Origin of the sequence: Stenotrophomonas sp. Sm2128, from assembly GCF_030985535.1 — a bacterium.
GTDB classification, from domain to species: Bacteria; Pseudomonadota; Gammaproteobacteria; order Xanthomonadales; family Xanthomonadaceae; genus Stenotrophomonas; species Stenotrophomonas maltophilia.
On the sequence record NZ_JAPTFQ010000084.1, the window covers coordinates 1 to 19643 of the forward strand.

General features: G+C 67.3%; 23 protein-coding genes. 12 read left to right on the top strand and 11 right to left on the bottom strand.

Features of this window, described 5'->3' with window-relative positions; all coding sequences use genetic code 11:
- Positions 1-127 precede the first annotated feature (127 nt).
- Complete coding sequence (locus O0K41_RS19025) at positions 128-1777, top strand: Na+/H+ antiporter (RefSeq protein WP_005407909.1); 1650 nt, start codon at positions 128-130, stop codon at positions 1775-1777.
- A gap of 99 nt (positions 1778-1876) precedes the next feature.
- On the opposite strand, the gene O0K41_RS19030 is transcribed toward O0K41_RS19025, so the two are convergent.
- Positions 1877-2125, bottom strand: a complete 249-nt coding sequence (locus O0K41_RS19030; RefSeq protein WP_005415112.1) for a DUF3297 family protein — start codon at positions 2123-2125, stop codon at positions 1877-1879.
- A gap of 90 nt (positions 2126-2215) precedes the next feature.
- Between O0K41_RS19030 and O0K41_RS19035 the strand changes: the two genes are divergently transcribed.
- Positions 2216-2758: a hypothetical protein gene (locus tag O0K41_RS19035; protein ID WP_005407911.1), complete on the top strand. Its 543-nt coding sequence runs from the start codon at positions 2216-2218 to the stop codon at positions 2756-2758.
- 219 nt (positions 2759-2977) lie between these two features.
- Here O0K41_RS19035 and O0K41_RS19040 read toward each other — a convergent pair whose 3' ends face one another.
- The 5 genes from O0K41_RS19040 to msrB form a co-directional block, all read right to left on the bottom strand.
- Positions 2978-3253, bottom strand: coding sequence for a DUF4031 domain-containing protein (locus O0K41_RS19040; RefSeq protein WP_005412122.1), 276 nt, complete (start codon positions 3251-3253; stop codon positions 2978-2980).
- Positions 3254-3266: 13 nt separating this feature from the next.
- Positions 3267-3755, bottom strand: a complete 489-nt coding sequence (locus O0K41_RS19045; protein ID WP_049449770.1) for a hypothetical protein — start codon at positions 3753-3755, stop codon at positions 3267-3269.
- A 127-nt stretch (positions 3756-3882) separates the two neighbouring features.
- The gene (gene motB / locus O0K41_RS19050) at positions 3883-4821 is read right to left on the bottom strand and encodes a flagellar motor protein MotB (protein WP_123958192.1); all 939 of its coding nucleotides are present in this window, start codon (positions 4819-4821) and stop codon (positions 3883-3885) included.
- A 3-nt stretch (positions 4822-4824) separates the two neighbouring features.
- A complete protein-coding gene (gene motA / locus O0K41_RS19055; protein WP_005407915.1) occupies positions 4825-5679 on the bottom strand; it encodes a flagellar motor stator protein MotA in 855 nt (284 codons plus the stop codon).
- Positions 5680-5770: 91 nt separating this feature from the next.
- The gene (gene msrB / locus O0K41_RS19060) at positions 5771-6238 is read right to left on the bottom strand and encodes a peptide-methionine (R)-S-oxide reductase MsrB (RefSeq protein ID WP_049449768.1); all 468 of its coding nucleotides are present in this window, start codon (positions 6236-6238) and stop codon (positions 5771-5773) included.
- 140 nt (positions 6239-6378) lie between these two features.
- Here msrB and O0K41_RS19065 point away from each other — a divergent pair, with 140 nt between their 5' ends.
- The gene (locus O0K41_RS19065) at positions 6379-6756 is read left to right on the top strand and encodes a hypothetical protein (RefSeq protein ID WP_049449767.1); all 378 of its coding nucleotides are present in this window, start codon (positions 6379-6381) and stop codon (positions 6754-6756) included.
- Positions 6757-6900: 144 nt separating this feature from the next.
- The gene (locus O0K41_RS19070; RefSeq protein ID WP_033833709.1) at positions 6901-7077 is read left to right on the top strand and encodes a hypothetical protein; all 177 of its coding nucleotides are present in this window, start codon (positions 6901-6903) and stop codon (positions 7075-7077) included.
- 110 nt (positions 7078-7187) lie between these two features.
- Here the strand turns inward: O0K41_RS19070 and O0K41_RS19075 are convergent, their stop codons facing one another.
- Positions 7188-7667: a winged helix-turn-helix transcriptional regulator gene (locus O0K41_RS19075; RefSeq protein ID WP_005407919.1), complete on the bottom strand. Its 480-nt coding sequence runs from the start codon at positions 7665-7667 to the stop codon at positions 7188-7190.
- Positions 7668-7816: 149 nt separating this feature from the next.
- Between O0K41_RS19075 and O0K41_RS19080 the strand changes: the two genes are divergently transcribed.
- Together O0K41_RS19080 and alr are read left to right on the top strand one after the other, a co-directional pair.
- Complete coding sequence (locus O0K41_RS19080) at positions 7817-9121, top strand: D-amino acid dehydrogenase (protein ID WP_005412127.1); 1305 nt, start codon at positions 7817-7819, stop codon at positions 9119-9121.
- A complete protein-coding gene (gene alr / locus O0K41_RS19085) occupies positions 9100-10167 on the top strand; it encodes an alanine racemase (protein WP_005412128.1) in 1068 nt (355 codons plus the stop codon). The genes O0K41_RS19080 and alr overlap by 22 nt, the downstream gene beginning before the upstream one ends.
- Positions 10168-10347: 180 nt before the next feature.
- Here the strand turns inward: alr and O0K41_RS19090 are convergent, their stop codons facing one another.
- The gene (locus O0K41_RS19090) at positions 10348-10911 is read right to left on the bottom strand and encodes a DUF3016 domain-containing protein (RefSeq protein WP_043033923.1); all 564 of its coding nucleotides are present in this window, start codon (positions 10909-10911) and stop codon (positions 10348-10350) included.
- A 244-nt stretch (positions 10912-11155) separates the two neighbouring features.
- Here O0K41_RS19090 and O0K41_RS19095 point away from each other — a divergent pair, with 244 nt between their 5' ends.
- Positions 11156-13144 carry an ATP-binding protein gene (locus O0K41_RS19095; protein ID WP_049442177.1) on the top strand — a complete coding sequence of 663 codons (1989 nt, stop codon included), beginning with the start codon at positions 11156-11158 and terminating at the stop codon, positions 13142-13144.
- Positions 13145-13187: 43 nt separating this feature from the next.
- A complete protein-coding gene (locus O0K41_RS19100; protein ID WP_049449766.1) occupies positions 13188-13478 on the top strand; it encodes a DUF3247 family protein in 291 nt (96 codons plus the stop codon).
- Between the two features lie 82 nt (positions 13479-13560).
- Here O0K41_RS19100 and O0K41_RS19105 read toward each other — a convergent pair whose 3' ends face one another.
- On the bottom strand, positions 13561-13824 hold the full coding sequence (locus O0K41_RS19105) for a hypothetical protein (protein WP_005407925.1): 264 nt from the start codon (positions 13822-13824) through the stop codon (positions 13561-13563).
- A gap of 156 nt (positions 13825-13980) precedes the next feature.
- Between O0K41_RS19105 and O0K41_RS19110 the strand changes: the two genes are divergently transcribed.
- From O0K41_RS19110 to O0K41_RS19120, 3 genes are read left to right on the top strand one after another with little or no spacing between them, the layout of a single operon-like run.
- Positions 13981-15045, top strand: a complete 1065-nt coding sequence (locus O0K41_RS19110) for a class I SAM-dependent methyltransferase (protein ID WP_033833714.1) — start codon at positions 13981-13983, stop codon at positions 15043-15045.
- On the top strand, positions 15042-15743 hold the full coding sequence (locus tag O0K41_RS19115) for a pseudouridine synthase (RefSeq protein ID WP_005407927.1): 702 nt from the start codon (positions 15042-15044) through the stop codon (positions 15741-15743). The genes O0K41_RS19110 and O0K41_RS19115 overlap by 4 nt, the downstream gene beginning before the upstream one ends.
- Entirely contained in the window at positions 15740-16423 is a 684-nt protein-coding gene (locus O0K41_RS19120; protein WP_049449764.1) for an HAD family phosphatase, read from the top strand. Before O0K41_RS19115 ends, O0K41_RS19120 begins: the two co-directional genes overlap by 4 nt.
- Positions 16424-16539: 116 nt before the next feature.
- Here the strand turns inward: O0K41_RS19120 and fabB are convergent, their stop codons facing one another.
- Positions 16540-17748, bottom strand: a complete 1209-nt coding sequence (gene fabB, locus O0K41_RS19125) for a beta-ketoacyl-ACP synthase I (RefSeq protein ID WP_049402681.1) — start codon at positions 17746-17748, stop codon at positions 16540-16542.
- Positions 17748-18263 carry a 3-hydroxyacyl-[acyl-carrier-protein] dehydratase FabA gene (gene fabA / locus O0K41_RS19130; RefSeq protein ID WP_005412134.1) on the bottom strand — a complete coding sequence of 172 codons (516 nt, stop codon included), beginning with the start codon at positions 18261-18263 and terminating at the stop codon, positions 17748-17750. Before fabA ends, fabB begins: the two co-directional genes overlap by 1 nt.
- A 190-nt stretch (positions 18264-18453) precedes the next feature.
- Between fabA and dinB the strand changes: the two genes are divergently transcribed.
- Entirely contained in the window at positions 18454-19524 is a 1071-nt protein-coding gene (dinB, locus tag O0K41_RS19135; RefSeq protein ID WP_049449763.1) for a DNA polymerase IV, read from the top strand.
- Positions 19525-19643: the final 119 nt, after the last annotated feature.

The following is a 19643-nucleotide window of genomic DNA, read 5'->3' on the forward strand; positions in this document are numbered from 1 at the left end:
GGGGGGTTGCGCGGGGGGGGCCGCGCGGCGGCCCCGGCCGTCGCGGCCATGGCCGCATGTGGTAGTTTTTTCCGGGTTTCCGGCGCTGGCCTCCAAGCCTCCCCACGCGCCGCTTCCTGGAAGAAGCATGCATACCATTGAAGTCGTCCTGGCGATGCTGGTGGCCGTTGTCGCCAGCGGCTACCTGGTTCGCGTCCTGCCGTTCTCGTTGCCGCTGCCGCTGGTGCAGATCGGCCTGGGTGCGGTCATCGCCGGGGTGTTCAACCGTGGCCACGCGCTGGAGCCGGAAGTGTTCTTCCTGCTGTTCCTGCCGCCACTGCTGTTCCTCGATGGCTGGCGCATCCCCAAGCAGGGCCTGTTCCGCGACAAGGGCGCGATCCTCGAACTGGCATTCGGCCTGGTGGTGTTCACCGTCATCGGCGCCGGCTTCCTGATCCACTGGTTGATTCCGGTGATGCCGCTGGCGGTGTGCTTCGCGCTGGCGGCCATCGTCTCGCCGACCGACCCGGTGGCGGTGGGCGCGATTGCTTCGAAGGCGCCGATTCCCAAGCGCCTGATGCACATCCTGGAAGGCGAGTCACTGCTGAACGATGCCTCGGGCCTGGTCTGCTTCCGCTTCGCGGTGGCGGCGGTGATGACCGGCACCTTCTCGCTGGCCACGGCCTCGCTGACCTTCGTGTGGGTGGCGGTGGCGGGATTGGCGGTGGGCGTGGCGGTGACGCTGGGTGTGTCCACCTTCCAGCGCTGGCTGTGGCGCCGCTTCGGCGAAGAGCCCGGCGCGGCGATGCTGGTCAACCTGCTCATTCCGTTCGCGGCCTACCTGCTGGCCGAAGAGATCCATGCCTCGGGCATCCTCGCCGCGGTCGCCGCCGGTATCGCGATGAGCTATGTCGAGCTGACCGGTCGCGTCTCCGGCAGCATGCGCGTGCAGCGCGCCGGGGTCTGGAACATGCTGCAGTTCAGCTTCAACGGCATCATGTTCGTGCTGCTGGGCGAGCAGCTGCCGGGTATCGTCGAACGCGCCACCACCACCATGAACGAGACCGGCCACCAGAGTGCGTGGTGGCTGCTGGTGTATGTGGTGGTGATCAATCTGGCACTGGTCGTGCTGCGCCTGTTGTGGGTGTGGTTGTCGCTGCGCTGGAACCTGCTGCGCGCGCGTCGTCGCGGCCTGGAGCGGGGCGAGGCACCGAACTGGCGCATCGTGGTGGCGACCTCGGTGGCCGGCGTGCGCGGTGCGATCACCCTGGCCGGTGTGTTGACCCTGCCGCTGTTCCTGCCCGACGGCAGTGCGTTCCCGGCGCGTGACCTGGTGATCTTCCTGGCCGCATCGGTGATCCTGTTCTCGCTGCTGGGCGCCAGCATCGCGCTGCCACAGCTGCTGAAGGGCCTGCAGCTGCCGGCTGACTCGGGCGAGCGCAAGGAAGAGGACCTGGCACGCCGGCTGTCGTCGAAGGCCGCGCTGGCCGGGGTCGAGCGCATGCGCCAGCAGCTGGTGATGAACCAGAACACCGAGAACGTGCAGCTGTACAACGACGCCGCCTCGCGGGTGAGCCTGCTCTACCAGCGGCACCTGGAGCGCGACAGTGATGGGCCCGACGTTGACCCGGAGAAGGTACGGCGCATGGAAATGGGCTACCGCCAGCTGCGCAGCGCCGGCCTCAATGCCGAGCGCGAGGAGCTGTTCCGGTTGACCCGGCGCGGGGTGATCTCCGATGAGATCTCGCGGCGCCTGATCCGCAACCTGGACCTGCTGGAATCGCGCAAGCGCGAATGACCGTGTACCCCGGGTGGGTGCGGACCTCGGTCCGCGTTGATCGGGGTCAGATCCCTTTCCGCAGGAAAGGGATCTGACCCCAGGATCCGGGAGCCGTGCTTATTCCGGCTTCTGGTCCAGGAAATACACCTCGACCTTGCCCTTGACCTTGATGGTCATCGGGTTGCCGCGGCGGTCGCGGGCCTTGCCGGCCTGCACGCGGATCCAGCCTTCGCTGACCGAGTATTCCTCGACGTTGTCACGCTCGACGTCGTTGAAACGCACGCCGACGCCGCGCTCCAGCGCCTGCGCATCATGGAAGGGGCTGGCCGGGTTGATCGCCAGGTGGTCGGGAGGGGTATCGCTCATCGCTTCATTCACAGTGACGGCCACCAAGGCCGGCTTCAGCGGCACAGGATAAACCGTAGAATGCCGGCCTGCCCCAGAGGAAGTTCCGCCATGCCCGACAACAGCGACTATTTCGACTTCGAGGAAGACATCCACGACTTCGACGAAGATGGCTTCGAGGCACGGGTCTGGAACCTGCTGGTGCTGATCAACCCAGGCGACGAGGAACTGGCCCTGCAGCAGTTCAACCGCTGGCGCGAGCACCTGGCCGAGGACGGGCAGCCGCTGGAAGCGGACAGCGACTGGCTGCCGGCCCTGTTCACGGCCATCGCCTGGCAGTCCGGTTTCGAGGTCGAGCGTGATGATCTGGAATCGCTGCAGTCGGCAGTGAACGAGCTGTCGGCGCGCTTCAACCTGCAGCTGGACTGGGGCGGCGACCTGGATGACGAGGACTTCGCCGAAGACCTGGACGGCGTGCAGCTGATGTCCACCGCCTTCGACCGCCTGCGCGAGCACAACTACACGCTGTGGAGCGTGGATGCCGGCAGCGACGGCTTCACCGGCGTGATGGCGCTGACCCGCGACGACGACGCAATGTTGGCGCTGTGCTCGCTGCTGAACGTGGAAATCCGCCTGGGCAGCGACCCGTTCTGAGCGATGGGCCGATCCGCCCGGCACGACCCGGCGGGGACGTTCTGCTGGGCGCGGCCTGATGGGTTGATCCGCTGGAGACGACCCGACGGGGTAGAGTCGACTGTTGGTCGACTATCGCGCGCAGCGCGGGGTTCTCGCGGCCGGATGGGAGAGCAGTCGACTGACAGTCGACTCTACCCGGTCGGTGCCGGTTGGTGTCCGGCGAACCCGCGACGTGGCCTACGGCCGGTACTGCGCCCTGGCGTTGGCAATCACCGTTTTGACCAGTTCACGGTCGGTGTGCCGTGAGATCGCCCGCGCACCGAGCGCGATCGCCTGTGCGCGCAGCTCGGAAGTGACATCGTAGTGGGCACCGCTGGCCTTGTTCTGGAAGGCCCGCGGGGGAATGCCGAGCTGCGCCGCCATCGCGTGCAGCTCGGCCAGGGTGTCGGCCATCAGGTGCGCCCAGCGCTGTCCGCGCCAGGGATGCACCGCGTCATCGACGTAGACCGTCACCGCCGCGGCCGGTTCAGGCCTGCGGCTTGCTGTCGCTGTCAGCGGCCGGAGCGGCCTCGGCAGCGGCTTCTTCGGCCACGTTGCCCTCGGCGGCTTCGCCTTCCTCGCCTTCAGCAGCGTCGACGCCTTCGAACTCGGCGACCAGCTTGTCCAGGTACTCGTCAGCGGTCTGCTCGGATTCGGCCGCCAGGGTGTCCAGCAGCTTCTGCAGCAGTTCGGAGTACTCCAGGTTGACCTTGCGGCCTTCCTTCTCCTGCACGTTGGACAGGTGCTTGAGCATGGCCAGCATCGGTACCGGATTCTCGGCGTTGCCCATGGTCTGGCCGCCGATGGCCAGCAGCCACTCACGGCCCTGCAGGCCGATGGCCGCGACCACCTGGCCGTCTTCGTTGGTCAGCACGGCATGGTTCTGCACCTGCTGCTGTGCGTTCAGGCGCAGGAACGGGCGCTTGGCCTGCTGCTTCTTGCGCTTGTCGCGCTTGGCCTTGGAGTTCTGGGACATGGGGTGGGATCACCTGGAAACGGAAAGACCGCCATTGTAGCGGGTGCGCCGGGTGATGCCCCTGGTGGGTGCGGGCCCTGGTCCGCACGCTTTCCCGGATGTGCGGACCAGGGTCCGCACCCACCGTCTACTTTGCCTTACCCTGCGCGGCCTGCACGTCCGGGTCGGCGGTGGGCGCCGACAGCCCCACCTGCGGGCCGGCACCGGCCAGGGCGGCCTCCTCCGCGGCCTTGGTCATTACCACGATGCTGATGCGGCGGTTGATCGGGTTCTGCGGGTCGGTCTTGTCGAACAGTACCGACGAGGACAGGCCGACCACGCGGGTGATCTTGCTGTCCTCCAGGCCGCCGTCCACCAGTGCGCGCCGTGCGGCGTTGGCACGATCGGCGCTCAGTTCCCAGTTGCCATAGCCGCGTGCGGCCGAATAGGCGGTGATGTCGGTGTGGCCGGTCAGGCTGATCCGGTTCGGCACATGGTTCAGGTACTCGGCCAGTTCGTGCAGGATCTGCTGCGTGTACGGCTTCAGCGTGGCGCTGCCAAGGTCGAACATGGGCCGGTTCTGCTTGTCCACGATCTGGATGCGCAGGCCTTCCGGGGTCAGGTCCAGCAGCAGCTGGTCCTTGAACGGCTCCAGCGCCTGGCTCCTGCTGATCGCCTCCTGCAGCTCCTTCATCAGCGCTTCCAGCTGCTGCTTGTCGCGCTGCTGCTGGTCCACCGGCTGCGGCACAGCCTCCTTCTGGTTCTGGAAGGGATCGTTGCTGTTGCCGCGCGAGATGTCGGTGGCACCGCCCAGCTTGATCATCGAGGTGCTGGCGCCGCCCGGGCCTGCCATGCCGGGCGCCGGCGTGGCGTTCTGCCCACTCAGCGGGCTGGGGTTGCGGAAGTACTCGGAAATGGCCGCACGGTCGTTCTTGTTGGTGGTGGCCATCAGCCACAGCACCAGGAAGAACGCCATCATCGCGGTCACGAAGTCGGCGTAGGCCACCTTCCACGAGCCGCCGTGGTGGGCGGCGTGGCCGGCCTTCTTGACCCGGCGGACGATGACGGTGGGCTTGTTCTCGGCCATGGCTTACTTGACCGTCTTCAGGTGCTGCTCGAAATCGGAGAAGGCCGGGCGCACGTTCGACGGCAGCGTCTTGCGGGCAAACTCCAGCGCGATCTTCGGGTTGTAGCCGCGCAGGCAGGCCAGCAGGGCGGTCTTGACCGATTCGTAGATGCGGCTGTCCTGTTCGGCGCGGGCTTCCATCGCCGCCGCCATCGGGCCGACGAAGCCGTAGCCCAGCAGGATGCCGAGGAAGGTACCGACCAGCGCACCGGCCACATGGCCGCCCACTTCGACGATGTCGCCGCCGATCGAACCCATGGTGATGACGATGCCCAGCACCGCCGCCACGATGCCGAAACCGGGCAATCCGTCGGCGACCTTGGTCAACACCTGCGACGGCGCCATGGCTTCGGCATGGTGCTTTTCCAGCTCCAGTTCCAGCAGCGGTTCCAGCTCGTGCGGCTCGATGTTGCTGCCGATCATCAGGCGCAGGCAGTCGGTGATGAAGTCGATCAGGTGGTGGTCGGCCTGCACCTTGGGGTAGTTGCCGAACAGCGCGCTCTCGGCCGGCCGCTCGACATGGTCTTCCAGCGCCATGAAGCCTTCGCGGCGCGCCTTGTTGAGCAGTTCATAGAGCAGGCTGAGCACATCGATGTAGTCCTGCTGCTTGTAGCGCGGGCCCTTGAACACGCCCACCATGGCCTGCAGGGTCTGCTTGACGGTCTTGGCCGGGGTACCGACCAGGAAGGCGCCGAGCGCCGCGCCGCCGATGATGACCAGCTCGTAGGGCTGCCAGAGGGCACCCAGGCGGCCGTGGGCACCGAGGTAGCCCCCGATCACGCTGATGATGACGACCAGGAATCCAACGATGATGAGCATGGGGCGACGCAGGGAGAGGGGATATCTCCTTGTCGGCCCGTCGCCCGGTTTTCTGAAGAGGGAATTCTGTGAAATCGGTCAGCGGGGTGTTTCAGCCCGCCACACCGCTTTCTGCGCCGCCACGCTGCAGTGGATCGGGCCACGGGTCACCATTGCCAGTGAATGAAAGTGAGACGGAATTCAGGCAGTGACGCTCGTAGGTGGGCGGCGGACCGTCCGGGAATACGTGGCCGAGGTGGCTGCCGCAGCGCGCGCAGGTGATCTCGGTGCGCACCATGCCGTGGCTGGTATCGCGGATCTCGCGTACGTGTGCGGGGTCGAACGGAGCAAAGAAGCTGGGCCAGCCGGTGCCGGAATCGAACTTGGTGCTGGAGCGGAACAGTGGCAGTGCGCACAGGCGGCAGCAGTAGACACCCTCGCGTTTGTTGTCGAGGAATACCCCGCAGAACGGTGCTTCGGTGCCGTGCTGCAGCAGCACGCGGCGTTCCTCGCTGCTGAGACCGGCGACCAGCGCCTCGGTCTGGGTGGCAGTGGGGGGCGTCAGATCGAAGGCGGTCATGGCGGCACTCCGTGGGGTCGATGGCCTGGGGATGCCGGAAAACGTGGGGGTGCTGGCGCCCGCTTGCAAGTGTGATGGCCGTTCATGGGCGGCACACAGGCGCTGGCGCATGGTGAAGACGATCCACGTCGGAGCGTGCCATGAAACCGATCCCTCCCCTGTTGTTGATGGCCCTGCTGCCGCTGGTCGCGCAGGCCCAGGTACCGACGTCGTCGAGCCCGACCGCCACCCGTAGTGCGACCACCGTGGCACCGCAGCCGGTGGTGCCGCCACCACAGGCCGCGCGCCCGCAGCCGCAGGTACTGCCCTCGCCACAGCCGACGCAGCCGATCAACTCCACCGGTCCGGCCCAGGTCGCGCCGGCGCCGGTCCCGAAGCCTGCCGACAAGGTCTATGACCGCAATGGCCGCATCGTTCCCGGGGTGCGCCCGGCCGGCCCGAACCGCGTGTTCGACTCGCGCACCGGCCGCTATTACGACAGCGTGCCGGCCGGCGATGGCCAGCAGATCAAGCGGTGACCTCCAATGCCAATCCAGGTGGGCAGCGGCTGCGGGCTGTGCGGGCTGAACGCACGAAAACAACCTGCTGCAGATCACTGCTTTTTCGCCTGCGATTAACCGTTCCGGGACCAACGTGACCGTGCGCCGGCATTTCGCCGCCGCATGTCCTTTGTCCACTGGATCGCGATCATGAAAAACCAGCAGAACCGTCATCCCGGCAAGGAACCGCAGGGCCGCAACCCGCAGCAGCAACAGCAACAGCAGATGGACCCGCAGCAGCCGCACAAGGGCGGCAAGCAGCAGGAACAGCGCTCGCAGAAACATCCACAGCAGCGTTGACTGTCACCATGGTCGGGGGTCAGAGCCCGCTGCGCGGGATCCGACCCCTTGCCGAATCCTGACCGGGGTCGGATCCCGCAACGCGGGCTCTGACCCCGATCGCAACTGCCTCAATCGGGAATCGGCAAGCTCAGCGTTTCCTTCACTTCTTCCATCACGATGTAGCTTTTCGACTCGCGCACGTGCGGCAGTGTCAGCAACGTGCTGCCGAGCAGCTTGCGGTAGGAGGCCATTTCGCTGATCCGCGCTTTCAGCAGGTAATCGAAGTCGCCCGACACCAGATGGCACTCCAGCACGTTGGGCAGCTTCAGCGCCGCGCGCCGGAACTCCTCGAAAATGTCGCCGGACTTGTAGGCCAGGCTGATTTCCACAAACACCAGCAGGCTGGCCTTCACTGCGGCCGGGTCGAGGTGGGCGTGGTAGCCGGTGATCACCCCTTCGCGTTCCAACCGGCGCACGCGCTCCGTGCACGGCGTGGTCGACAGGCCGACCCGCTCGCCCAGTTCGGTGAAGGAAATACGGCCCTCGGCCTGCAGGATGCGCAGGATCTTGCGGTCGATCTTGTCCAGTTCGCGGGTACGGGTGGCCATGGTCGTCAACCTTGGGGAATGAATTGCAGGAGAACATCCTGCCGGTTGATTTCAAAACAGGCAAATCAACTGGGAATGGCTGTCTATACTTCCCCAATTATGGTCCCTGTGCGCTCCAGTGCAGGGAATGATCGGGTTGGAGAAGTCCCATGCGAGTCCTAGTTCTCGGCAGCGGCGTGATTGGTACCACCAGTGCCTGGTACCTGCGACAGGCCGGGTTTGAAGTCACGGTCATCGACCGCCAACCCGGCCCGGCGCTGGAAACCAGCTTCGCCAATGCCGGCCAGCTGTCATTCGGCTACACCTCGCCGTGGGCGGCCCCGGGCGTGCCGAAGAAGGCCATCGGCTGGCTGTTCGAGAAGCACGCGCCGCTGGCGATCAAACCGGGCATGGACCTGGCCCAGTACCGCTGGCTGTGGCAGATGCTGCGCAACTGCACCCACGAGCGTTATGCGATCAACAAGGCGCGCATGGTGCGCATGTCCGAGTACAGCCGCGACTGTCTGAACGAGCTGCGCGCGCAGATCGGCATCGAATTCGAAGGCCGCGACCTGGGCACCACCCAGCTGTTCCGCACCCAGCAGCAGCTGGATGCCTCGGCGCAGGACATCGAGATCCTGGCCCAGTACGGCGTGCCGTACGAGGTGCTGGACCGCGCCGGCATCATCCAGGCGGAACCGGCCCTGGCGCATGTCGATGGCCTGGTCGGCGCGCTGCGCCTGCCGCGTGACCAGACCGGCGACTGCCAGCTGTTCACCCGTCGCCTGGCGCAGATGTGCGTGGATGCCGGTGTCGAGTTCCGCTTCGACCAGGACATCACCGGCCTGGAGTTCGATGGCGACCGCATCACCGGCGTGCGCATCGACGGCAAGCTGGAAACCGCCGACCGCTTCGTGGTCGCGCTCGGCAGCTATTCGCCGGCGCTGGTCGCACCGCTGGGCATGCGCCTGCCGGTGTACCCGCTGAAGGGCTATTCGCTGACCCTGCCGATCACCGACCCGGCGATGGCGCCGACCTCGACCATCCTCGACGAGAGCTACAAGGTGGCGGTCACCCGCTTCGACGACCGCATCCGCGTCGGTGGCATGGCCGAAGTGGCCGGCTTCGACCTGTCGCTGTCGCAGCGCCGCCGCGAGACCCTGGAGCTGGTGGTCAGCGACCTCTACCCGAAGGGCGGCGACCTGTCGCGCGCGCAGTTCTGGACCGGCCTGCGCCCGGCCACGCCGGACGGTACGCCGGTGATCGGCGCCACGCCGTTCCGCAACCTGTACCTCAACACCGGCCACGGCACCCTGGGCTGGACCATGGCCTGCGGCTCGGGCCGCTACCTGGCTGACCTGATGAGCGCGCGCCAGCCGCAGATCAGCACCGAAGGCCTGGATATTTTCCGCTACGGCCAGTACGGTCACGCGCCGCAACAAGAGAACCGCACATGCGTCCTGCCCGCGCGCTGATCGATCTGGGCGCCCTGCGCAGCAATTACCGGCTCGCCCGTGAACTGGGCGGTGGCAAGGCCCTGGCGATCATCAAGGCTGATGCCTATGGGCATGGCGCGGTGCGCTGTGCGCAGGCGCTTGAAGGCGAGGCCGATGGCTTCGGCGTGGCCACCATCGAAGAGGCGCTGGAACTGCGCCAGGCCGGCATCCGTGCGCCGATCCTGCTGCTGGAAGGCATCTTCGAACCCAGCGACATGGCGTTGGTGGCCGAGCATGATTTCTGGTTCGCCGTGGGTTCGCCGTGGCAGCTGGAGGCCGTCGCCGCCTTCGACAGCCCGCGCCCGTTGACGGTGTGGCTGAAGCTGGACAGCGGCATGCATCGCCTCGGCCTGGACGTGGACAGCTTCCGCGCGGCGCACGCGCGCCTGTCAGCGCTGCCGCAGGTCGAGCGCATCGTGCTGATGACCCACCTGGCGCGCGCCGACGAGCTGGACAGCGAACGCACCCACGAACAGGCGGCGACCTTCGCGCGCGCCATCGACGGCCTGCACGGCGAGACCAGCGTCTGCAACTCGCCGGCGCTGCTGGGCTGGCCGGACGTGCGCAGTGACTGGGTGCGCCCGGGCCTGATGCTGTATGGCGCGAACCCGCTGCCGGACGACACCACGCTGACCGAGCGCCTGCGCCCGGTGATGACGATGCAGTCGAAAGTGATCGCCGAACGCTGGATCGAAGCGGGTGAGCCGGTGGGTTATGGCGCGCGCTTCGTGGCCAAGGCGCGCACCCGCGTGGGTGTGGTTGCACTGGGCTATGCCGACGGTTATCCGCAGTTCGCCCCGAATGGCACGCCGGTATTGATCGATGGCCAGCCCGGCGCACTGATCGGGCGCGTGTCGATGGACATGCTGACGGTGGACCTGACGGCGCATCCGCAGGCCGCGGTGGGCAGCGTGGTGGAACTGTGGGGCAGTGCGCCGACGTTGGCGGAACTGGCGCCGCGATGCGGCGTGAGCGCGTACCAGCTGCCGTGCGCGGTCAAGCGCGTGGCGAAGGTGTACGTGTAACGCCGAGCCCACGCTCGGCTTCGGTGGCGGCCGACCTTGGTCGGCTAATGCGTGTCGACCAAGGTCGACACCTACCGGGGGGCCTGGCGCGCAGCGGTCGCCATGCGCGGCTCTGGTCGCGGCCGACCTTGGTCGGCGCGGTGAATGCGTGTCGACCAGGGTCGACACCTGCCGAGGGGCCTAGCGCGCAGCGGTGGCCTGGCTGGCCAGCTGGCGCTTCACCCAGTCATCAATCAGGCGCTTCTCGTAGCGCAGCGGATCGCTGTTGGTCAGCAACCCACTGCCCTGCAGGTAGCCGGAGTCGCTCAGGCGGGCGTCGCCTTCGCTCACAATACGGCCGTCGGCGTCCTTCAACGTGTACTGCAGGGTGATGCGGGGCGGGTAGATATCACGCATCACGCGGATGTCGCGCGCACGCGGGCCGTGCCACGGCTCGTAGTCACCGGCACGCTTGATGTCCACCAGAGTGACATCGAGGGTCTGCCCAGGCTGCAGCGGCTTGGCAGCGGTGGTCTGCAGGTAGCGGGCCAGCTGCTGTACCCAGTCACCGCGTTCGGCCTCGAAGCGGTTGGTGCTCTGGCGGATCTCGGTGAACGTGGCCGGATCCTCCCATTTCACGCTGACCGGGCCATTGGCCTGCAACGCACGCGGCGCGTCCGTACCGGTTACGTTGCGCGCTGCAGCGTTGGCGCCGCTCACCACCAGGGCGCCTGCCAGCAGGGCAATCACGAGTGCGCGTTTCATGACGGTCTCCTGCGTCCCCGCGCTGGGGACGATGTTGATCACGGATCGAGTGTGATCCTGTGGCCGGGTCACTGCAATGGCCGGCTGCGTCGTATGCAAGGGGGGTTACCGCCAATTCATCGTCGTCAACCCTGACTGACGGCGCTTGACGCTGTGAATACGCTCTCTGGAACATGCTGTGTCTCCAATCCGGCCCGTCCAGACGCCCTTGTCCACACTGCCGCCCCTAGTGGAGCGCCCACCGATGATGGTGCCGGCGCCCGAACCCGACCTGCATCATGGCGTGCTTGAGCGCATCAACGCCGGTTTCTGCGTGATCCAGGTGCTGTTCGAAGGCGACCGCGCGGTGGACTATCGTTTCATCGAGGTCAACGACGCCTTCGAGCGCCATACCGGCCTGAAGGACGCACGCGGTCAGCGCATGAGTGCGCTGGAACCGAACCACGAGGAAGACTGGTTCCGCATCTACGGTGAAGTGGCCCGCAGTGGTCGCCCCGCCCAGTTCGAGATGGAAGCGCGCGCCCTGGGCCGCTCGTTCGCGGTTGATGCGGTGCGCGTTGGTCGTCCGGGCGAAGACAAGGTCGGCATCCTGTTCTTCGACATCACCGCGCGCAAGCAGATGGAAGTGGAGCTGGGCGAAAGCGAAGCCCGCTTCAGCGCACTGGCCGATGGCCTGCCGATGCCGGTATGGGTGCTCGACGAGCGCGGCCACGCCCGCTTCGTCAACAGCGCCTTCAGCGAGTTTTTCGGTGGCGACGAAACGCGCGTTCCGGAAGATGTCTGGCGCGGCCTGGTACATCCAGACGATGCGTCCGTATTCGAGTACGAGCTGCAGGAAGCACTGAAGGCGCAGCGTTCGATGCATGCGCTGGTACGTGCGCGGCGCGCCGACGGCCAGTGGCGCTGGCTGGAGATGAACGCGCGGCCGCGCTTCTCGCGCATGGGCCGCTTCATCGGCCTGGCTGGCAGCAGTCCGGACGTGACCGAGCGCCGCGAGATCGAACTGGCACGCGAGGAACTGCTGCAGTCCGAGCGCGCCGCGCGCAGCGCCGCCGAGAACATGGCGCGGCTGAAGGACGAGTTCCTGGCCACGCTGTCGCACGAGCTGCGCACGCCGCTGACCACCATCCTCGGTTGGAGCGAGCTGCTGCTGCAGCGCGTGGACAACACCAGCCCGCTGTACAAGGGCCTGAACGTGATCGCCAACAGCGCCGGTGCGCAGAAGCGGCTGATCTCGGACATGCTCGACCTCAGCAGCATGCTGCTGGGCAAGGTACAGCTGGAGGTGGAAGTGCTGGACCTGCGCACGCTGCTTGGCGAAGCCATCGGCGCGCAGGAACTGGTGGCCGAAGGCAAGGCGCTGGACGTGAACCTGCAGCTGCCCGAGCAGCCCAGCCTGGTATTGGGCGATGCCACGCGCCTCCAGCAGGTGTTCTGGAACCTGCTCTCGAATGCGATCAAGTTCACCCCGGCCGAGGGCCGCATCGACGTTCAGCTGCAGGCCGACGGCACCCACTGGGTGATTACGGTGCGCGATACCGGCGATGGCATCGCACCGGAGTTCCTCAACCACCTGTTCAGCCGCTTCCGCCAGGCCGATGGCACCACCACGCGCCGCCATGGCGGCCTCGGCCTGGGCCTGGCGATCGTGCAGCAGCTGGTCGAACTGCACGGCGGCACCGTCGCCGCCGCCAGCGAAGGCCATGGCCACGGCGCCACGTTCACCGTGCGCCTGCCCCAGCACCTGCCGGATGCCGAGCGCCGGCCGCTGCGCGAAGTCATCAGCGGGCCGATCCTGGAGCCGGTGATCGTCGAACCGTATCCGCTGCGGGGCATGCATGTGCTGGCGGTGGAAGACCAGCCGGAGGTGCTGGAGTACCTGCGGCGCATGCTGGAAGAGCAGGGCGCCAGCGTGTCGGCGGCCAGCTCGGCCGGCGAGGCACTGGCACTGCTGGCCGACACCGGCCATCTGCAGTACCACGTGATGCTGACCGACATCGGCATGCCGGGCATGGATGGCTATGGGCTGGTGCGCACGCTGCGCGAGGACATGGGCGTGGACGCGGCAACCTTGCCTGCGGTGGCGGTGACTGCACTGGCGCGTGCCGATGACCGCCGCCGCGCGCTGGCGTCGGGCTTCCAGGAGCATGTGGCCAAGCCATACTCGGTGGCGCAGCTGGTGGCTGCCGTACGCAAGGTGCAGGTGCCGCGCGCGGACAGCGCGCTGCACTGAACATTCACGGCCGATCGGCGACCCTGCAATCAGGAGGTCGCCGATGTCCCGTATAGCTCCACGTATCCACACCGATCCGGCGCAGATCGCGCGCCTGGAAGCCCTGCTGCCGCAGCTGGATGGCGAAACGCAGGTGGAACTGAATCTGCGCGATGGCCGCCGCCTGCTCGGCACGGTGGCCGTGAGGCCAACCGTGCAGCAATACCGCAACGTCGCTGGCGATGAAGGCAGCAACGGCCAGCTGCGCCTGGATGACTACGACACGCCGGTGCAGCAGCACCATGTGTGGCTGGATGAAATCGCCAGCATCCGCAGGTTGCCGCCGAGGGTTTGACGGCAACCTGCCGGGCCCATCCCCGCTTGGCGTGGATCTACCAGAGGTTGCAGTAGAGCCACGCCATGCGTGGCTGCTGCGCTCAGTGCTCGAACAGAGTCGGCGTCGCCTCGAACCGGCGTGCATACGCCCGCTCCTCCGCAACCCTCGCCACCTCGTCATCGGCCAGGTCCGGCGCGCCATACACCGCATAGGCCACGCTGCCGTCGGCACCATGACCGACCTGGTGCAGCCGGTAGCGCGAGTGGCCGCCGCCGGTGTCCTCGGGGTAATGCACGGGCGGATGGCTGCCTTCCAGGTCCATTTCACTGTTGTCGACCACGCCACCGACGAACAAGGCTCGCATGCAGGTTCTCCTGGGTTTCCGGGGGAGCCTCTACCCTGAACGTTCCAATGTTGCTGGCAGATCAAGGCCCCGTTCGGGTTTCGCAAAGCGGCTGCCGGGGCCGGCCCGGTCAAGCCGGTACAATGGACGGCCCTCACGCTTGAAGTACCCGCGCCGATGGCCTCCAGCGACGACGCCCCCCTGCAGACCCTGTTCCTGCCGTTCTCCCAAGGCGCCCTGCGCTGGCCGGAAGGCCCCGTGGCTTTCCTGCGGGCCCGCGACGGCTGGCCGCTGCGCGAAGTGGCCGGCAACCGCGAGGTGCATTGCGAGCAGAGCTTCGCCCCGTTCGCGCAGCCGCTGCAGCAGGCCACCGGCTGGACCGTCAGCGGCCAGCTGGATGATGTGGCCGGCAAGGGCCGCTACCCGCTGGTGCTGGTGCTGCCGCCGCGCCAGCGTGAAGAAGCCCGCGCGCTGTTCGCCCGCGCGCTGGCGCTGGTCGCCGACGGCGGCCGCATCGTTGCCTGCCAGTCCAACAACGAAGGCGCACGCTCGGGCGAGGGTGACCTCAAGCAGCTGACCGGCCTCGGCGGCAGCCTGACCAAGAATCACTGCCGCGTGTACTGGACCGCGCCGATGCAGGGCCAGCACGACGCCGACCTGGCCAAGCGCTGGTCGGCACTGGATGCGGTGCGGCCAATCGTCGGCGGCCGTTTCCTCAGCCGCCCGGGCGTGTTCGCCTGGGATCGCATCGACCCGGCGTCGGCGCTGTTGGCCGAACACCTGCCGGCCGACCTGGCCGGGCGTGCCGCCGACCTCGGCGCGGGTTACGGCTACCTGTCGCGCGAGCTGCTGGAACGCTGCCCGAAGATCACCGCGCTGGACCTGTACGAAGCCGAGCAGCGCGCGCTGGCACTGGCCGAACTCAATCTGGCGCCGCCGCCGCGCCCGCTGCCGCTGCGCTTCCTGTGGCAGGACGTCACCGCGGGTATCGAACCGGGCTACGACGTCATCATCAGCAACCCGCCGTTCCACACGCCGTCGCGCGCCGATCGCCCGGACATCGGCCAGCGCTTCATCGCCGTGGCCGCGCAGGCGCTGCGCCCGGGCGGGCGCCTGTACGTGGTGGCCAACCGCCACCTGCCGTACGAGTACACGCTCAACGAGAGCTTTGGCGCGGTGCGCGTGATCGCCGAGCGTGATGGCTTCAAGCTGGTGGAAGCGGTGAAGGGGAAGGGCAAGTGAAGCTGGTCAAGCTCATCGCCAACCTGGGCTATGGCAGCCGCAAGCAGGTGCAGTGGATGTTCCGCGAAGGCCGCGTCACCGACGCCGACGGCGAGGTGCTGTATGCCGACGACCAGGTGCCGCACGAGGCGATCCGTGTCGACGGCGAGCCGCTGGACCCGCCGGTGGGCCTGTCAATCGCGCTGCACAAGCCGGCCGGCTACACCTGCTCGACCAAGGACACCGGCCGCCTGATCTACGATCTGCTGCCGCCGCGCTTCCGCGATCGCGATCCGGTGCTGTCCACGGTGGGCCGCCTCGACCGCGAGACCAGTGGCCTGCTGCTGCTGACCGACGATGGCGGCCTGCTGCACCGGATCATCTCGCCGAAGTCGAAGCTGCCGAAAGTCTATGAGGTCGAGTTGAGCGACGACCTGCGCGGCGACGAGGTAGCGTTGTTCGCCAGCGGTACGCTGATGCTGGAGTCCGAGAAGACGCCCCTGCTGCCGGCTGAACTGGAAGTGCTGGATGCGCGCCGCGCGCGCCTGGTGCTGCACGAAGGCCGCTACCATCAGGTACGCCGCATGTTCGCCGCCACCGGCAACCACGTGCAGGCCCTGCACCGCAGCCGCGTCGGCGGGCTGGATCTGCAGGGGCTGGACGAAGGGCAATGGCGGCAGCTCACCTCCACCGACCTGGATACGCTGTTCGCTCCATGACCACCATCGCTGCGCTGCCGTTCCTCCCCGACGCCGTCATCTTCGACATGGACGGCCTGATGATCGACAGCGAGCGGGTCTCGCTGGCCTGCTGGAGCGAGGCGGCCGACGCGTTCGGGCTGGGCCTGGACGAGGCGGTGTTCCTGCGCATGGTCGGCCTCGGTGACCGCGACACGCACGCGCTGCTGCGTGCGCAGGGGATCGAGGACAGCGTGATCGAGGCGGTGGCTGCACGCTGCCATGAGCTGTACGAGGCACGCACACAGACCGGCCTGCCGCTGCGTCCGGGCATCCTGGAGCTGCTGGAGCTGTTGAAGGCGCACGCGGTACCGCGTGCGGTGGCAACCACCACGCGGCAGCCGCGCGCCAACCGCAAGCTGGCCGCTGCCGGCCTGCTGCCGTACTTCGATGCGGTGATCACCAGTGGCGACGTCGCGCGACCGAAGCCGGCGCCGGATATCTACCTGCTGGCCGCGCAGCGGCTGGGCCAGGCGCCGGAACGCTGCCTGGCGCTGGAAGACTCACCGGCCGGTACGCGTGCGGCGCTGGCGGCCGGCATGACCGTGATCCAGGTGCCTGACCTGGTGCATCCTGACGAAGAACTGCGCGCACTGGGCCACCGCATCGTCGGCTCGCTGGTGGACGCGCACGCGCTCCTGCTGCCGTTGTTGCCGAGGTAACCGGTAGGTGCCGACCGTTGGTCGGCAGACCCCAACGCCCCGGTGGGTGCCAACCTTGGTTGGCACTCTTTACTGCCCTGGTGGGTGCCCACCGTTGGGCGGCACACCTGTCCCCCTCACACCCGCCCGAACACCAGCGCGGCGTTGGTGCCACCGAAGCCGAAGCTGTTGGACATCACCGTATCCAGCTTCTGCTCGCGGCTTTCGCGCAGGATCGGGAAGCTCTTCACCTTCGGGTCCAGCTCGCCGATGTTGGCCGAACCGGCAACGAAGCCATCGCGCATCATCAGCAGGCAGTAGATCGCCTCGTGCACGCTCGCCGCACCGAGCGAATGGCCGGACAGCGCCTTGGTCGAGGACAGCGGCGGCACCGCATCGCCGAACACTTCGCGGATCGCGTTGAGCTCGGTGACGTCGCCCAGCGGCGTGGAGGTGCCGTGGGTATTGAGGTAGTCCAGCGGGCGGTCGACGCCCTGCAGCGCCATCTTCATGCAGCGCACCGCGCCTTCGCCGGACGGAGCGACCATGTCGGCGCCGTCGGAGGTCACGCCATAGCCGATCAGTTCGGCGTGGATGTGCGCGCCGCGCGCAACGGCGTGGTCGTAGTCCTCCAGCACCAGCATGCCGCCACCACCGGCGATGACGAAGCCGTCGCGGTCCTTGTCGTACGGACGCGAGGCGCTGGCCGGGGTTTCGTTGAAGCTGGTCGACAGCGCGCCCATCGCATCGAACATCACGCTCATCGACCAGTGCAGGTCTTCACCGCCACCGGCGAACATGATGTCCTGCGCGCCATGGCGGATCATGTCCGCGGCCGCGCCGATGCAGTGCGCCGAGGTCGCGCAGGCGGCCGACAGCGAATAGCTGACGCCCTTGATCTGGTAGGCCGTGGCCAGGCAGGCCGAGACCGTCGAGCACATCGTGCGCGGCACCATGTACGGGCCGACCTTGCGCACACCACGTTCGCGCAGCAGGTCGACCGCGCCGATCTGCCATTCGCTGGAGCCGCCACCGGAGCCGGCGATCAGGCCGGTGCGCAGGCTGCTGACCTGCTCGGCGCTGAGCCCGGCATCGGCGATGGCATCGCGCATGGCCAGATAGGCGAAGGCCGCTGCATCGCTCATGAAGCGCTTCTGCTTGCGGTCGATCAGCGCCTCCAGATCGAGGTCGACACGACCGCCGACCTGGCTGCGCAGGCCCGCTTCGGCGTGGTCGGCCAGGGCGGTGATGCCCGAGCGCCCTTCGCGCAGCGCGGCCGAAACGGTATCCAGATCATTGCCGAGGCAGGACGTGATGCCCATGCCGGTGATGACGACGCGACGCATCAGAAGCTCCCGGTTTCGGTGAACAGGCCGACGCGCAGGTCGCGCGCGCTGTAGATTTCGCGGTCATCCACATACATGCGGGCGTCCGACTGGGCCATCACCAGCTTGCGGTTGATGACGCGGCTGATGTCGATCTCGTAACGCACGAGCCTGGCTTCCGGCAGCACCTGGCCGGTGAACTTCACTTCGCCACAGCCCAGCGCGCGGCCCTTGCCGGGGGCGCCCAGCCAGGTCAGGAAGAAGCCGGTCAGCTGCCACATGGCGTCCAGGCCCAGGCAGCCGGGCATCACCGGGTCGCCGATGAAATGGCAGCCGAAGAACCACAGGTCCGGGCGGATATCCAGTTCGGCGCGTACCATGCCTTTGCCATGCGGTCCGCCGTCCTCGCGGATGTCGGTGATGCGGTCGAACATCAGCATCGGGTCGTTGGGCAGACGGCCGGCAGCGGTGCCGAACAGTTCACCGCGTGCGCTGGCCAGCAGCTGTTCGCGGTTGAACGCGTGGAGACGGGTCATGAAGCACAATCCTGGAAGCGAAGAACAGGGAAACAAGCGCCCGAGAATGCCCGTGGAAACTGCGCCGATCAAACATTTCAACCGTACGCAACCGTAGTGTTTTCAAGGGAATACGCGCATCCTGTTGATGTGCAACGACCATACTTCGGCGTGTGGCCCACCCGGCCCGGCCCCGCCTTTCCCACCTGACATGACCCGACTGCGCAAGATCATCCACGTTGACATGGACGCGTTCTACGCGTCGGTGGAGCAGCGCGACGATCCGTCACTGCGCGGCAAGCCGGTCGTCGTGGCATGGCGTGGCGCCCGCTCGGTGGTGTGTGCGGCGTCCTACGAGGCGCGCGTGTTCGGCGTGCGTTCGGCGATGCCCGCCGTGCGTGCCGAGCGCCTGTGCCCGGACGCGATCTTCGTGCCGCCGGACTTCGCGCGTTACAAGGCGGTGTCACAGCAGGTACGCGCGATCTTCCTGCGCCATACCGACCTGGTCGAGCCGCTGTCGCTGGACGAGGCCTACCTGGACGTGACCGAGCCGAAGAGTGGCATCGAACTGGCCACCGACATCGCCCGCACCATCCGCGCGCAGATCCGCGAGGAAACGAACCTGACTGCTTCAGCCGGGATCGCGCCGAACAAGTTCCTGGCCAAGATCGCCTCGGACTGGCGCAAGCCCGACGGCCAGTTCGTGATTCCGCCGCAGCGCGTGGATGCGTTCCTGGCGCCGCTGCCGGTGAACCGCGTGCCCGGCGTCGGCAAGGTCATGGAAGGCAAGCTGGCCGCGCGCGGCATCGCCACCTGCGGCGACCTGCGGCAGTGGGCCTTGATCGATCTGGAAGAGGCATTCGGCAGCTTCGGCCGCAGCCTGTACAACCGCGCACGTGGCATCGACGAGCGGCCGGTGGAACCGGACCAGCAGGTGCAGTCGATCTCCTCGGAGGACACCTTCGCCGAAGACCTGCTGCTGGAAGACCTGACCGAGGCGATCGTGCAGCTGGCCGGGAAGACCTGGAACGCCACGCGCAAGACCGAGCGCATCGGCCACACCGTGGTGCTGAAACTGAAGACCGCGCAGTTCCGCATCCTCACCCGCAGCTTCACCCCGGAGCGCCCGCCGGAATCGATGGAAGAACTGCGTGACATCGCCCTGTCGCTGCGCGCGAGGGTCGATCTGCCGGCCGAGACGCGTTACCGCCTGGTCGGCGTCGGGCTGGGTGGCTTCCGCGAAAAGGAGCCGGTGGTGCAGGGGGAACTGTTCGAGCACTGATCATTGCCGTGCCGACCAACGGTCGGCACCCACCAACAGCAGCAGGTTCCATCAGCAGCAGGAAACTGTCGAAGGCGGGGTGGGTCCGGTTGCGGGGGCGTGAGCCGCATGGGCCCGAG

Coding starts and splice junctions, on each gene's coding strand:
- fabB (WP_049402681.1), bottom strand. CDS start 17,748: ATGCGTCGCGTCGTCATCACCGGCATGGGCATCACGTCCTGCCTCGGC.
- msrB (WP_049449768.1), bottom strand. CDS start 6,238: ATGACCGCCTTCGATCTGACGCCCCCCACTGCCACCCAGACCGAGGCG.
- O0K41_RS19025 (WP_005407909.1), top strand. CDS start 128: ATGCATACCATTGAAGTCGTCCTGGCGATGCTGGTGGCCGTTGTCGCC.
- dinB (WP_049449763.1), top strand. CDS start 18,454: ATGACCCGACTGCGCAAGATCATCCACGTTGACATGGACGCGTTCTAC.
- O0K41_RS19080 (WP_005412127.1), top strand. CDS start 7,817: ATGCGAGTCCTAGTTCTCGGCAGCGGCGTGATTGGTACCACCAGTGCC.
- motB (WP_123958192.1), bottom strand. CDS start 4,821: ATGGCCGAGAACAAGCCCACCGTCATCGTCCGCCGGGTCAAGAAGGCC.
- O0K41_RS19045 (WP_049449770.1), bottom strand. CDS start 3,755: ATGTCCCAGAACTCCAAGGCCAAGCGCGACAAGCGCAAGAAGCAGCAG.
- O0K41_RS19070 (WP_033833709.1), top strand. CDS start 6,901: ATGTCCTTTGTCCACTGGATCGCGATCATGAAAAACCAGCAGAACCGT.
- O0K41_RS19100 (WP_049449766.1), top strand. CDS start 13,188: ATGTCCCGTATAGCTCCACGTATCCACACCGATCCGGCGCAGATCGCG.
- O0K41_RS19035 (WP_005407911.1), top strand. CDS start 2,216: ATGCCCGACAACAGCGACTATTTCGACTTCGAGGAAGACATCCACGAC.
- O0K41_RS19075 (WP_005407919.1), bottom strand. CDS start 7,667: ATGGCCACCCGTACCCGCGAACTGGACAAGATCGACCGCAAGATCCTG.
- O0K41_RS19030 (WP_005415112.1), bottom strand. CDS start 2,125: ATGAGCGATACCCCTCCCGACCACCTGGCGATCAACCCGGCCAGCCCC.
- O0K41_RS19095 (WP_049442177.1), top strand. CDS start 11,156: ATGATGGTGCCGGCGCCCGAACCCGACCTGCATCATGGCGTGCTTGAG.
- alr (WP_005412128.1), top strand. CDS start 9,100: ATGCGTCCTGCCCGCGCGCTGATCGATCTGGGCGCCCTGCGCAGCAAT.
- O0K41_RS19120 (WP_049449764.1), top strand. CDS start 15,740: ATGACCACCATCGCTGCGCTGCCGTTCCTCCCCGACGCCGTCATCTTC.
- O0K41_RS19105 (WP_005407925.1), bottom strand. CDS start 13,824: ATGCGAGCCTTGTTCGTCGGTGGCGTGGTCGACAACAGTGAAATGGAC.
- O0K41_RS19110 (WP_033833714.1), top strand. CDS start 13,981: ATGGCCTCCAGCGACGACGCCCCCCTGCAGACCCTGTTCCTGCCGTTC.
- fabA (WP_005412134.1), bottom strand. CDS start 18,263: ATGACCCGTCTCCACGCGTTCAACCGCGAACAGCTGCTGGCCAGCGCA.
- O0K41_RS19065 (WP_049449767.1), top strand. CDS start 6,379: ATGAAACCGATCCCTCCCCTGTTGTTGATGGCCCTGCTGCCGCTGGTC.
- O0K41_RS19090 (WP_043033923.1), bottom strand. CDS start 10,911: ATGAAACGCGCACTCGTGATTGCCCTGCTGGCAGGCGCCCTGGTGGTG.
- motA (WP_005407915.1), bottom strand. CDS start 5,679: ATGCTCATCATCGTTGGATTCCTGGTCGTCATCATCAGCGTGATCGGG.